Genomic DNA, 13,591 nt, shown 5'->3' on the forward strand with positions numbered 1-13,591 from the left:
TTCCCCTCCTATTCAAATCCAATTATTCTACTTTTCTATCTTCTAACATCACCTTTATTGTCATCAAAATGTAAGACTAATGTATTGTTTCTTTTCTTTACATCAACATTCTTCTATTCTAGAATGTTAAAGGTTAACTAATTATGTTTCTTATAATCCAACATAGATTCAATTAGGAGGTATTTATGATTTATATGCTAAGGAGGAATATATTCTACATCATTATTTTGTTAATGATTAGTTTTTTTCTCCTATTTCTGTCTTTTAGCCCAAGCAATACAGTATCGCTGGACTTTCCGCCATCACTTCTCACTTTAAATACAATATTTCTTAGTATTTTAATAGAGGCACTTCCTTTCGTGTTAGTTGGAGTGCTTATAGCTGGTTTTATCCAGATTTTTGTAACAGAGGAACATATACAAAAATGGATACCTAAAAATAAATTTATTGCAGTTATAATGAGTTGTATAATAGGAGCTCTGTTTCCAGCATGTGAATGCGGAATAGTCTCCATTGTGCGTCGGCTAGTTAAAAAAGGCGTACCAATTCATGCAGCGATGGGATTTATGCTAACTGGACCACTTATTAATCCCATTGTCACTTTATCTACATACATGGCATTTGGAAATAGTTTCAAGATTGCTGGACTGCGAATGGGATTAGGTTTTCTTGTTTCTTTAGTAGTTGCTTTTCTTGTTAGTTGGATTTATAAAGGAAACCAACTAAAGGCTCCTGCTAGCTTCCCCCACTCTCCTAGCCATACTATAAAAGAGCCTTTTTTGAAACGGCTGTGGAACATGCTTATTCATTCAATTGATGAGTTTTTTGATATGGTGAAATTTCTAATAATCGGCGCATTTTTAGCTGCTTCTGTTCAGACCTTTTTACCTGCAAAAGCATTATTGGCGGCAGGAAGCGGGTTTATATCCTCTTTGCTTGTAATGATGGGACTAGCTTATGTATTATCATTATGCTCGGAAGCGGATGCCTTTATTGGTGCTTCCTTCAGCAATATTTTTCCCATTACGTCTATTCTAGGTTTTTTAATTTTTGGGCCGATGATGGATTTAAAAAATACACTCATGATGCTCGGAGTTTTTCGGTTTAAGTTTGTAATAGGATTGTTAGGTCTTATTGCATCAACCGTTTTTATTGTCATCATGCTATCGCAAATTTTTATATAAGGAGGAAAGAACGTGAAAATTAATTTTCAGCAAGCTTTCAGGGCATTTATACTGCTTGTTTTTTCAGGTTTGCTCTTTAAATTGAATTATTCTGGAGAAATTGCAAAATTTATTAACCCTAAATATGTAAAATTAAGTATAGTAGCCTCTTTTATATTTTTTATTTTAAGCATTATTCAAATTACAAGAATAAGGACAATAGAGAAAAAGCATAATCACGCGTGCGATCATAACAATCATAATGACAGTCAGTCTTGTCATCATGATCATGGAACTTCACCTTTTACTAAAAAGAAACTATTTGCTTATGTAATTATTGTGTTTCCTTTAGTTACTGGCTATTTCCTTCCAGCTAAATTTCTTGATGCATCTATCGCAGAAAAAAAAGGAGGAACAGCCATTCTAGCAAACCAACAAAACACTGCCGAAACTTCTGTGACTCAAACAGAGATCAACAAAAACACTTCGCAAGTTGTGCAAGATGATAATGAAATGGATTCTGGATTAGCAAATCAACAGGCAATAACCCAGGAAGAATTTCAAGCATTAAATCAGAAGCTGGAACAAAGCAATCACATTAAAATGAGTGATGATGTATTTTCCGCCTACTATGAAAAGATTAATATTGATATAGGAACATATGAAGGCAGAACCATTGAATTTAAAGGATTCGTTTATAAAGAGGACGGCCTTAAGCAAAATCAATTAGTAATCTCTAGATTTCTGATTACTCATTGTATAGCAGATGCCGGCATTATTGGATTTTTGTCAGAGTTTCCTGAAGCAAAAACAATTGCAGAAGATACCTGGTTAGAAGCAAAGGGAACAATAGAGAAAACATCCTATAATGGAGCAGAACTTCCTATGATAAAAATTACGGAATGGAAAACCATCAATGAACCCAAACAGCCTTACGTCTATCCCTTAGATGTCAAATAAGTATTTAAGTTTGCGTGACTGATAATAAATAATTTCATTAACCTTCTCCTAATATTAGGAGAAGGTTATTTTTATATAATTTTTGTATAATGTTTACTATCTCCTTGCCAATAAATAATGATAGTTGACTAATCATGGCCAAATGTATATTATAAAACGTAATGATTACGTTTTATACTCGTAAAACATGTTTTCTCCCCTCACTCCATTGTGAACATAAAAAATATTAATTATTTAAATTTGACGGAGAAAGCTGCTATTTTTTTGCTAATCAAAAGACCAGGAGATGAATTTAAATGAATTTAATTATTGTAGGTGCCGGACCATCAGGAATTGGATTAGGCATTTTATTAAAAAAATTAAACTTCCATGATTTTTTAATTTTAGAAAAGGAGGAAATTGGTGCAAGTTTTCAAAAGTGGCCGGAGGAAATGAAGCTTATCACCCCTTCCTTTACTGGACATGGGTTTGGCATGTTAGATTTAAATGCATTAGCCCCCGAAACATCTCCAGCATATACTTTTGGAAAAGAACATTTAACAGGAAAAGAATACGCTAAATACCTGCAGTTATTGGTGGATCATTTTAAACTTCCAGTAAAACAGGCATTTGTTCAAAAAGCGGAAAAAAAGGAGGATACATTCCAGCTTTATACCGAGCAGGAGATCATTGAATCAACTTTCGTAGTATGGGCAACAGGTGAATATACAACGCCGAATTTAAATTCCTTTGAAGGAGCCGGACTTGCGCTACATAACAGATTTGTTCGTTCATGGTCTGAATTAGAGGGAGAAGAATTTACTGTTATAGGGGGCTATGAAAGCGGAATAGATGCAGCCTATCATCTTACTGCAAACGAAAGGAATGTTACTGTCATTTCCAGAACTTCCACATGGAATACTGCTAAGGCTGACCCAAGTATAGCTTTATCTCCTTATACAAAGGAACGATTAGAAATTGCGTATGATACAGATCGTTTAGAACTGCTAGATAATGTAGAAGTTTTAAAAATAGCTCTAATAGATGGTGATTATGTACTCTATTTGTCAGATGGAACAACACATGTTTCGAAAACAAGACCTATCTTAGCAACAGGCTTTATACCGGGCGTTAAACAAATTCAATCCTTGTTTGAATGGGAAAATGGAATGATCCCTAAGTTAACCTCTCAAGATGAATCAACCATTACATCTGGTTTATTTTTAGCAGGACCTAATGTTAAACACCAAAACGTTATTTTCTGTTATATATACAAATTTCGTCAACGATTTGCAGTTATTGCGAAAGAAATACTAGACCGCAGCAATATAAACTATTCAAATGAGGTCTTCGATGTATACCGTCAAAATAATATGTTTTTGGAAGATTTATCATGCTGCGAGGTGAATTGTGAATGCTAGCCAACCAACGCATTCACCATAGGAATGCAGTTATTATTGGATTTGAATCTTCTGGCAAAACCACCTTATTTTCTCGGCTGTCTGGTAAAAAGATGGGTGATGAAACAAATGTCAAAGGTTCGACCGTCAGTATTTCCAGCACCCCCTTCCCTTATGGATTTTTAAGCGATACACCGGGGATCAATCATACGGACTCCCAAACGCAAAATATAGTAAAACAAGAAATAAAAAATGCATCCACCATTTTTTTAGTGGTTCGTGGTACTCATTTTATAGAAGAGTTAGATAAATTATATCCTTTCATTGAAAAAACGACCAAAAAACTCATTCTTTTTGTCACCTTTTCAGACAAAATGCCATCAGAAGGAAAACAGTTGCTTTCCAGCCAAATAATAAAAAAGAAGCTGCCAATTTTTATTGTAGATACTCGCAAATTGGCCAATAATACAATTGATTTAGTGTTAGAATGCGTTAGCGAGGAGGACACAATAAAGGATTTTCAGTTAAAAAAACTACTAAGTTTACCAATAAACAAAATAGATCCACCTTCCCTTTTCTTTGAAAAAAAATATTTCGGAACAATTTTAGCTTTATTAAGTTTAGTAGCTATGTTTTTAATTCCAGTTATGTTGGCCTATTATTTTTCTAACTTTATTCAGCCAGTCGTAGATGCTTATTTTATTGATAAGGTGAAATCCTTGTTCAATAGCAGTCCTAGAATCATCCAAACAATTTTCATAGATGATTATGGGCTGCTGACATTGGGGATCTATTCTTTTATTTGGGCTTTTCCGGTTGTACTATTAATTAGTTGCAGTAAAGCATTAACAGAAGAAACAGGATTAAAAGATCGAATTATAGACTGTATAGAACCATTAATAAAAAAAATGGGACTGACAGGGCGGGATATAGCCCCTATTATTGCAGGATTTGGATGCAATGTAGTGGCTGTATTTCAGAGTAGAGGATGTCATTCCTGCAGCAGGTCCCAATGTATATCGTTCATCTCTTTCGGATCTGCATGCAGCTATCAAATTGGTGCAACATTATCAATCTTTAATGCTGCAAAAGCAGCATCGCTTTTCTTTCCTTATATCTTGCTTCTATTATTAGGAGGAATCATCCACAATCGATTGTGGTTTGATAAACAAACGTTTCATGAACAAAATTTTAATCGAAAAGCATTTATTCAAAAACCCAATTTACTAAGCCTAACTTATCGATTAAAAGCAGATTTATTCCAATTTCTTAAACAAGCCATGCCGATTTTTATGATTATTTGCATTGTAGCTAGTTTATTGCAATACTTGAAGATTATATCGTTTATATCTATAATCTTCTATCCGCTGTTATATCTGTTGCATCTTCCAATAGAAGGAGCAGCTGCCTTAGCATTTTCCATTATTAGAAAAGATGGCATTCTTATGATAAACAAAGGAAATGGAGAACTATTTTCTGTATTATCTCATTTTCAATTATTTTTGCTGGTTTTCCTTGCTTCAACTCTAACCTCTTGTATTGTTACTTTATCAACAATATGGAAGGAATTAGGATTAGCGCAAGCCTGGAAATTCCTTTATCGGCAAGCAATAACCTCCATTTTACTTGGTAGTATCTTAATGATAGGCCATAATGTTCTTCATTTTTTATAAATTAACAATAAGGTTGTTAGCTTTCAAATAAAAAAACAACTTTTCCTTCTTATACAAAAACAAACAAAAACCGTTATTTTTAGAAAAAGATTAATGAAAATAACGGTTCTTTTGACTAATGCTTCGTTTGCTGTGATAAATTAGGATCACTTTTTAATCTTAGTGCCCTGAATCTATCACATAAAAGCGTTCTTCAAAACATTTAGTACGTATGTTTCATTCCTTCAAGGGAATACTTTTCTTTTTTTCATAGATTTAATCTCCGCTATAAAACCTAGTAAATTAATTTTAAAAAAACCTTCATTTGCTAAATCACTTACCGCTCCTTCCTCGCTTGCAGCATGAACAGATGCTTCTGACTCTACGGCTGCATTATCTCTGCTAGCATAAATGCCATCAATATTTGTTTTTCCATACTCATCTGTTTCAATTCCACCCCTTTTATTTAAGTTTGAGCTAATGAAGATGCTTGCTTTAGCTCGGCTGCAGCATTTCTATTTCATCTTGAATAACTTGTATATTTTTTAAGTGTTGCTCATTAGTGAAGAAAATGCTTTTCCCATTTGTACAAACAGCAAGGGCTTTACTTCCATTCTCAATGAGGTATGCAGAGATAATAAAGTATTTTAATTTATAATAAAATCGTTTAAAACATCATAAAGTTATTAAAAAATAGATTATCTGTTTTTGTTTTGTTTAACTATAGGAGTAGCATTCCTATAATAAATTCAGTTGTTTTATGATATATTTAAAAGATGAATATAATGAGAGCTATCATCACATTAATTAGTGATATATTTTATGGGAAGTTAGGCATAAAACAAAAAAAGATTTATACTTCACTTCTTGTTTGAATAGATAAAACAGATCCACAATAATAAATTATAAGGAAAATGTATGAATACTATTTCATTTGTCAATAAAAGAAAATTAACACCAGACTTAGCACGAGGTTTTATGTTATTGTTTATTGCTTTGGCACATGCAAATCAATTTATATTCTCAACTAAACGAGAAATTACTTTTACTGACCAGTTAACTGTATGTATTCGGCAAGTTGTAATTGACGGACGCGCCTTCCCTTTATTTGCTATCCTTTTTGGATATGGGCTTCATCAATTAATGAAAAGTCAAGAGAGAAAAGGGAACAGTTGGAAGGATACTAAAAAAATTTTTAAACGTAGAGGAGCTTGGATGTTAGTGATAGGTTTTATCCATGCAACTCTTTTTTTCGCGGATATTATCGGCGTGTATGGATTTATCGCTCTCCTTTTTGCAAGTGTATTTCTTCGATTATCCAATAGAACTATTATTATAATAGCTGTGTTTTTTCTTATCTTGGTGGGAGTGTTTGCTCCCACCATGCCTAGAGGTTTTGATGCATTAAATATGGAGGTCACTGCATCGGCTACTATTAAAGAACCTTTTGAGGCAGCTATTACCCGAATGTTTGATTGGATATTCTATACACCTATACTGAGTTATCAAGTAATTCCCGGGTTGCTAATTGGCATTTTAGTGGCACGTTTTCAGGTAATAGATAACCCTAAGAGCAATAAGAAGTTACTTATTACGGCTGCTATATTGGGACTTTTAATATCGACAGCTGGCGGAATCCCGATGGCCCTAATGTCTTCTTTATTTTGGACAAATTACAATGATATATGGGAAACAACCGCAAAATCACTTCATACCATCACTGGTTATGCAGGTGGAGTTGGATGGACAGCGCTGATTGGATTGCTGGTCATTAAGCTGGAAGGAAAAAGTGGGAGCTTTACAAAAGCTATTGCAGCTCTTGGACAACGTTCATTAAGTTTTTATTTATTTCAGTCTATTCTGTTTGTTTTCATTTTAGCTCCTTATGCTGGCGGCCTTGGTGGACACATTAGGCAATTCGGGAGTGATTTGATTGCGGTTTTCGTTTGGATTCTTTCAGTATTAGTTGCTAATTATATGCATCAAAGATCTATAAGAGGACCTTTTGAAACCTTTTTAAGAAAAAAATCAGCAATTTAATAACGCGAAAAACGGAGCAAAAGCTGAAGACTTAATTGGTTATCTCCAGCTTTTTTGTTCCACTATCAGGGCAGCATTCCTTTTGAATAAAAACCATAATAAAGCCCCTTTTCTTATTCCATTAACGCATGCTTTGGCGGAATAAAATCAAACAACTTTATTATAGGAATCATTAGGATAAAGAAGGCAAAACGATACTTTTCTTAAATTTTTATTCATTCATTTTTTAATAATAGTTATCATTACGTTTTATATCTCCTACTTTCTACTATTATATATAAACGTAAAATCAATTATAAAACTGACCTCTCATGCCCTTAATTAGAAGATACTTGCCAATGAAAAGGATCGCTTAACTTAGACCAATCATCCTTATACTCAGCATCTGTCAGCAAGCACTCATCCAGTTCTTTTTTAATTAATTCTACATCCAAATTCATTCCAATAAATACTAATTTGGTATGGCGGTCACCATGCTTTTCATCCCAATTTTCTTTCAAAGTTGGATTATATTTTAATATTTCTTTTTGTCTGGCTTCTGGAAGAGATGCAACCCAGTAAGAAATCGGTTCAATTTTCACTGAAGGGCCTGCTTGTGATAATAAAAGCGCTAAGTTATTTCTAGATGCGCACCATGCTATCCCTTTTGCTCGAACAATTTGAATTGGCATATATCCGCACCAATCATTAAATCGTTCTGAATGAAATGGTTTTTTGCTAGTATAAACAAAGGAACTTATTCCATATTCTTCTGTTTCTGGTGTATGCTCTGCTGGCCCTATATTTAACTCTCTTAACCATCCAGCTGATTCACTTGCTTTGTCAAAATCAAATAGATTTGTATGCAAAATTTCTTTCGGATCTACCATACTATTTACTGTACGGATAATGTTTGCTTCAGGCTGCAAGGTTCTAATTACTTTTTCTAAGTTTTCTAAGGCATCTTCTTCTACTAAATCACATTTATTTAAAATTAAAACATTACAAAATTCAATCTGATCAATTAACAAGTCGGCAATATTTCGAGTATCCGCTTCTCCAACAGCCTCTTTACGTTCAAGCAAAGAATCTCCTGATTCAAAATCATGCCAAAAACGGTTGGCATCCACTACTGTCACCATTGTATCTAGTTTGCAGAATCTTGTTAAATCAATTCCTAGTTCTTCATCAATATAAGAAAAAGTTTGAGCAACAGGAACTGGTTCGCTAATCCCAGAAGACTCGATTAAAATATAGTCTACATCCCCTTGCTTGGCCAGCCTCTCTACTTCTACCAGCAAATCTTCCCGTAAAGTACAGCAAATGCATCCATTTGACATTTCAACCAATTTTTCTTCCGTTCTGGAAAAGCCGCCCTGTGTTTGAACTAACTCACTATCAATATTGACTTCACTCATATCATTAACGATTACGGCAACCTTCAGACCATCCCGATTATTCAAAATATGATTAAGCAAAGTTGTTTTGCCTGAACCTAAATAGCCGCTTAAAACTGTCACTGGTATCTTTTTCACTTTTATTCTTCCTTTCTTTTCCCTAAAAATATATTGCTTTAGATATAACTTACAATGCGCTCGGCTGCTTGCCTAGCCCCCGATATATTGCGGGCAATCGGCCCTATTTCCAATTCAGCTAAAGCACCTGTAACATATAAATCCGGACCCCATTGTAATGCTTTTGATATTATTGGATAACCACACTCTGCACAAGGCAGCCAGTGTTACTCCTTGTATGCCTCCACCAATAATTACCCATTCAAACATTAAAATGGCTCCTTCTCATAATGTTGATAAAAACTGTATCAGATAGTTCTCATCTTAAAAAGCAATATTAAGATACAAATATAAAAGTCCATTCTTTACTTTTTTTTCTGCGGAAACTTTTTTTTGCACCTGTGTAATCAATCCATCTCATTCGATTGCTTCTTTCCATTATCATCAAATCTATTTCAGCTTGTGCCTCATCCATTACCTCTTTAATCGACGAAATATCAAGTGAAAAATAATCTGCAGCTTCTTTAAATGGAGATTTTTCATGCATAAGCTGAATAAACTGCTTTTCATTACGAGCAATCTTCTCCAACTCATCTTCTTTCCTCTCTATGTACTGATAAATTTCTCGTTTTTTATCTGACAGATTTGCTATGGCACTACGATACAAAAATTGAACTAAAATAGGATTTATTGAACTCATTTACTATTCCTCCAACCTTAGCTTAAAGATCCAGCCGCCAAATGTAAGAATTTGGCGGCTGTTCAAGTGCTTTATTACCAGCTTGCTTTTTTAACTCCTGGAATTTGTCCTTTATGAGCATATTCTCTAAAAGCAATACGGGACATTTTGAATTTTCTTAAATAGCCTCTTGGTCTGCCAGTTACTTCACATCGATTCTTCAAACGAGTTGGCGAAGAATCCCTTGGCAGTTTTCCAAGTGCTTCATAATCCCCCTTTTCTTTTAATTCCATTCGAAGAGCTGCATATTTTTCCACCATTGCTTGACGTTTTTTTTCTTTTGCTACTTTCGATTTTTTTGCCATGTTTATTTCCTCCTTCATTTTCTGTTTCTAACAAAACGAAATCATTACGATTTAAATTTTATAATTTTCTATTTAAAAAAAGATTTTAATAATCTATTTTGTTTCTCTATGCAAAGTGCGTTTTTTTAAACGTGGGCAATACTTCATCAATTCAATGCGATCAGGATTGTTTCGTTTATTTTTTGTTGTGATATAATTTCTATCTCCTGTTTCTGTACATGCTAATGTAATATTTACTCTCATATTTATTTCCTCCTAAATATAATATTGTATTTTGTTGACTACATCGTAAATGCAGGCAATGGATCAATAAATTTGGACCAATCCTTCGTCATTTCTATTTCTGTAAGTAAACATGCATTCAAACCTTTTTCAATTTGTTTTTGCTCCATTCCAATGCCGATCATCACTAACTCTGTCATACGATCGCCGTATGTATGATGCCAGCGTTTTTGAAGCTCTGATTCTTCTTCTAAAATTTGTTTTTGCTCAGATTCAGGATAGGCCGCTATCCATTTGCCTGCTGCCTGAATAGTTAAGGATGGTCCAGCTTGTGACAGCAACCCGGAAATATCATTTCTTGTCGCTAACCAAATAAACCCTTTTGCCCGCACCACTTCGGCCGGCCATGCTTCAATCCATGCCATCAATCTTACAGGATGAAATGGCTTATTGCTGCGATACACAAAGGATGAAATACCATACTCTTCCGTTTCTGGAATATGTTCTTCATTTAACTCTTTTAGCCAGCCTGCACTTTGACTAGCAGCCTCAAAATCGAATAATCCTGTATTTAATACTTGGTCTAGAGGCACTCGAGAATATTCGCTTTCCACTATCCTTGCCCCTGGATTAAACTTTTGGAGAACAGCCTTCAATTCATGAAGCTTATTTTCAGAAACTAAATCTGCTTTATTCAATAAAATGACATCAGCAAATTCAATTTGATCAATCAATAAATCAGCTACTTCTCTTTCATCTGATTCATCAACTGCTTGTTTTCGGTCTAGCAAACTTTCTCCCGAAGCGTAATCATGCCAAAACCGATTAGCATCTAATACCGTTACCATTGTATCTAGTCTGCAGAATTTAGATAAATCAATTCCCATACTGTCATCTACATAGGTAAATGTTTGAGCAACTGGAATAGGTTCACTAATTCCACTTGATTCTATCACGATATAATCAATGTCGCCCAGACTTGCAAGTTTTTCTACTTCGATGATTAAATCCTCCCGAAGCGTACAGCAAATGCAGCCATTTTGCATTTCTACCAACTTTTCATCCGTTTTAGAAAACCCTCCCTGTTTCACCAAAGAAGCATCAATATTGACCTCGCTCATATCATTGACGATAACAGCAACCTTTAGGTTTTCCTTATTAAATAAAATGTGATTAAGCAAAGTAGTTTTGCCTGAACCAAGATAGCCACTTAGTACTGTAACTGGGATTTTCTTACTACTCAATAGTTTCACTCCTTATTGCTAAAAACTAAATTCAAGCATTCATCTACTGGATATAAATCGTAATAATTACGATTTATAAATCAAAAAAAATGATTACTGATAAAAATTAGATAATCCATCTTTTGATAGTTTGTATAACAATTAAATATTATAATTTAAAAAACAAGAATTTGCAACATTTTTTGCAAGAAAATAAAAATAGCAGATCACATCTACAAATATTATGGTACTTTCTTACATTCTTTATAATAAGCTCATACCACTTCACTAATATATATTTTTGTTTATCAATTACTAGCAAATACAAAAAGGTCACCTAATTTGTAATGAACTCCAAAAGTTAGAATAAAATCTAACTTTTGGGGTTCACATCAATTGGCAGCCTTTTAACCAAATCGATTTTCCTTTTTAACTGCGGATTACTACCTTAGTATTTGTTTGAATATTATCATAAATCCATTTTGCATCAGAAACTGTTAAGCGAATGCAGCCATGAGAAGCTTTTTCTCCTAATTTCTCCGCTTCTGCTTTTATTACTTGCTTATTTTCATCCATAGGAACGCTATGAAATAGAAATTCCCCATGATTTTTCCAAGACACCCAATATTCTGCGCCTTCTTTATAGCCAGAAGAAAAGAACCACTCCCCACGTTCTGGTTCAATGTAATAAGTCCCTTTAGGGGTAGAATTATCTGGATTTGTATCCAGTCCAGTAGAGGCAACCATTGTATATAAAATAGTGTTTTCATTTTTTATATATACTTTCTGATCATCCACAGAAACATCTATCCAAAGAGACTGAGCGTTTTTGATGTCTGGATAGGTCCCATTAGAGGGATTATTCCAATCTATCTCTTTACGTACAGCTTCTTTCTCTTCATCAGCTTGGTCTGCTGTTTTTTCCTTTATAATTTCTTTCGATTCTTTATCATCCAAAACAGTTTTTTCGTTATCCGGTGTATTCTTCTCTTTTTCAGATGTATTGGCAATAAGACTATTAGATGAACAGCCTACTAAACTTGCTACTATTATTAACAATAATAGAAAAAAAGAATACTTCGATGCATTTTTCATTATACCCTCCACAAATCGTAATTATTCTGATTTAAACTTACTATAAAAATAACGTATTGTCAAAAAATTTACAAGTCGACAAACAAATAATAAGATAGAATCTGCTACTTGGATGAATGCAAGAATAATAGCCAGTAAATAGAATTAAATAACTCTTTTTTACTGGCTATTATAAGAAAATTCTACTTATTTATTAATAGCAAAAGTTTTATTAAAGCTCACAAGGATTTCATCTTTATTTAACTGGCTGCCAACTAATATTATAGTAAGTTGATTGTCCAGCTCGTTGTTAATTTTTTGGATTGCAAGCTTGCCAGAAGAATATTGAAAGCTGAATAACCCAGATTTCCCCTCTATTTTTATAATGCCTTTCCCTCTTAGCAAAATATTTCCCGGAATTTTTTTTAGCCACTTCTCTAGCTTGCCTTTATTCATTGCTGGGGGTTTATCTATTTTCAGCGCATTAATAGAAAAATGATTGTTTTTATGACTATGATTGTGATTACAGCTTGATCCATATAGAGAACAGCTTGCATTTGCTGGCATTTCTGGATTTGCTATATGAAATACATTATACCTTTTCTTTAGAAGTTCCTGAATAGCAACTTTTCCAAATGTAGTTGTTATAATGGGCGCCAATGGCTTCACTTGATCGTTTATCTTTTTCTGTACTTTGCTCAATATTTTATCATCCACTAAATCTATTTTATTTAAAAGAACAATGGTGGCACTGGAAATTTGCTCTCGAAGTAATTTTCTTACTTCTGCTGTAGTAGAAAATATGCTTTGATATTCCAAATAATTGCTAACATCAACTAAACTTATCATCGATTGCAATTGAAAAATGGCTAAATATTTTGGGGATAAAAGTACTTCTTCTATTTCTATTGGATTTGCTACACCAGTTCCTTCAATAAATAATATATCAATATGATTTTTTTCTGTTTCATTAGCAAAATAATCTAACGTTTTCTTTAAATCTTCTTGAATCGAACAACATATGCATCCATTTAATAATTCCTGGATATTTTGTTCTTTAAACAAGTGACCTTCAACATTTTCTTCTCCCAATTCATTTAATATAATACCTGGTCTCCGATTGTTTTTTTTACATTCTTCCAATAAATTTAACAAGATAGTTGTTTTGCCGCTTCCTAAAAAACCGCTGATTATATATACAGGTATTTTCATTACTCAACGCTCCTTTAAATAAATTAATCTCTGATTCCTGCCATTTCTGCTTTCATGTACTGCCTTCTCTTTTATTTCCTCTTGCTCCCTCCCAATTTATTGCAGCTTCCCTCGGTTTTATAAAACAAA

General features: G+C 33.7%; 12 protein-coding genes. 5 read left to right on the top strand and 7 right to left on the bottom strand.

Annotation, left to right across the window (positions count from 1 at the left end; all coding sequences use genetic code 11):
• Nucleotides 1-185: 185 nt before the first annotated feature.
• The 5 genes from NCCP28_RS00245 (at nucleotide 186) to NCCP28_RS00265 (ending at nucleotide 7,194) form a co-directional block, all read left to right on the top strand.
• The gene (locus NCCP28_RS00245) at nucleotides 186-1,184 is read left to right on the top strand and encodes a permease (RefSeq protein WP_248559422.1); all 999 of its coding nucleotides are present in this window, start codon (nucleotides 186-188) and stop codon (nucleotides 1,182-1,184) included.
• 12 nt (nucleotides 1,185-1,196) lie between these two features.
• Nucleotides 1,197-2,123: a TIGR03943 family putative permease subunit gene (locus tag NCCP28_RS00250; protein WP_248559423.1), complete on the top strand. Its 927-nt coding sequence runs from the start codon at nucleotides 1,197-1,199 to the stop codon at nucleotides 2,121-2,123.
• Nucleotides 2,124-2,419: 296 nt separating this feature from the next.
• On the top strand, nucleotides 2,420-3,523 hold the full coding sequence (locus NCCP28_RS00255) for an NAD(P)/FAD-dependent oxidoreductase (RefSeq protein ID WP_248559424.1): 1,104 nt from the start codon (nucleotides 2,420-2,422) through the stop codon (nucleotides 3,521-3,523).
• Nucleotides 3,517-5,175: a nucleoside recognition domain-containing protein gene (locus tag NCCP28_RS00260; protein WP_248559425.1), complete on the top strand. Its 1,659-nt coding sequence runs from the start codon at nucleotides 3,517-3,519 to the stop codon at nucleotides 5,173-5,175. The genes NCCP28_RS00255 and NCCP28_RS00260 overlap by 7 nt, the downstream gene beginning before the upstream one ends.
• A gap of 897 nt (nucleotides 5,176-6,072) precedes the next feature.
• Nucleotides 6,073-7,194, top strand: a complete 1,122-nt coding sequence (locus tag NCCP28_RS00265; protein WP_248559426.1) for a DUF418 domain-containing protein — start codon at nucleotides 6,073-6,075, stop codon at nucleotides 7,192-7,194.
• A gap of 317 nt (nucleotides 7,195-7,511) precedes the next feature.
• On the opposite strand, the gene NCCP28_RS00270 is transcribed toward NCCP28_RS00265, so the two are convergent.
• From NCCP28_RS00270 to NCCP28_RS00300, 7 genes are all read right to left on the bottom strand, one after another.
• Nucleotides 7,512-8,708 carry a GTP-binding protein gene (locus NCCP28_RS00270; protein ID WP_248559427.1) on the bottom strand — a complete coding sequence of 399 codons (1,197 nt, stop codon included), beginning with the start codon at nucleotides 8,706-8,708 and terminating at the stop codon, nucleotides 7,512-7,514.
• 316 nt (nucleotides 8,709-9,024) lie between these two features.
• Nucleotides 9,025-9,387: a hypothetical protein gene (locus NCCP28_RS00275; protein WP_248559428.1), complete on the bottom strand. Its 363-nt coding sequence runs from the start codon at nucleotides 9,385-9,387 to the stop codon at nucleotides 9,025-9,027.
• Nucleotides 9,388-9,461: 74 nt separating this feature from the next.
• Entirely contained in the window at nucleotides 9,462-9,731 is a 270-nt protein-coding gene (gene rpsN, locus NCCP28_RS00280; protein WP_248559429.1) for a 30S ribosomal protein S14, read from the bottom strand.
• Between the two features lie 93 nt (nucleotides 9,732-9,824).
• The gene (gene rpmG, locus NCCP28_RS00285) at nucleotides 9,825-9,974 is read right to left on the bottom strand and encodes a 50S ribosomal protein L33 (protein ID WP_066442686.1); all 150 of its coding nucleotides are present in this window, start codon (nucleotides 9,972-9,974) and stop codon (nucleotides 9,825-9,827) included.
• Nucleotides 9,975-10,012: 38 nt separating this feature from the next.
• Nucleotides 10,013-11,197 (bottom strand): GTP-binding protein, encoded by a 1,185-nt coding sequence (locus tag NCCP28_RS00290; RefSeq protein WP_248559430.1) that lies wholly within the window; start codon nucleotides 11,195-11,197, stop codon nucleotides 10,013-10,015.
• Between the two features lie 408 nt (nucleotides 11,198-11,605).
• Complete coding sequence (locus NCCP28_RS00295; RefSeq protein ID WP_248559431.1) at nucleotides 11,606-12,271, bottom strand: L,D-transpeptidase; 666 nt, start codon at nucleotides 12,269-12,271, stop codon at nucleotides 11,606-11,608.
• Nucleotides 12,272-12,457: 186 nt separating this feature from the next.
• A complete protein-coding gene (locus NCCP28_RS00300; protein ID WP_248559432.1) occupies nucleotides 12,458-13,462 on the bottom strand; it encodes a CobW family GTP-binding protein in 1,005 nt (334 codons plus the stop codon).
• Nucleotides 13,463-13,591: the final 129 nt, after the last annotated feature.

This window comes from Niallia sp. NCCP-28, from assembly GCF_023168165.1.
In the GTDB taxonomy this organism is placed as follows: domain Bacteria; phylum Bacillota; class Bacilli; order Bacillales; family Cytobacillaceae; genus Niallia.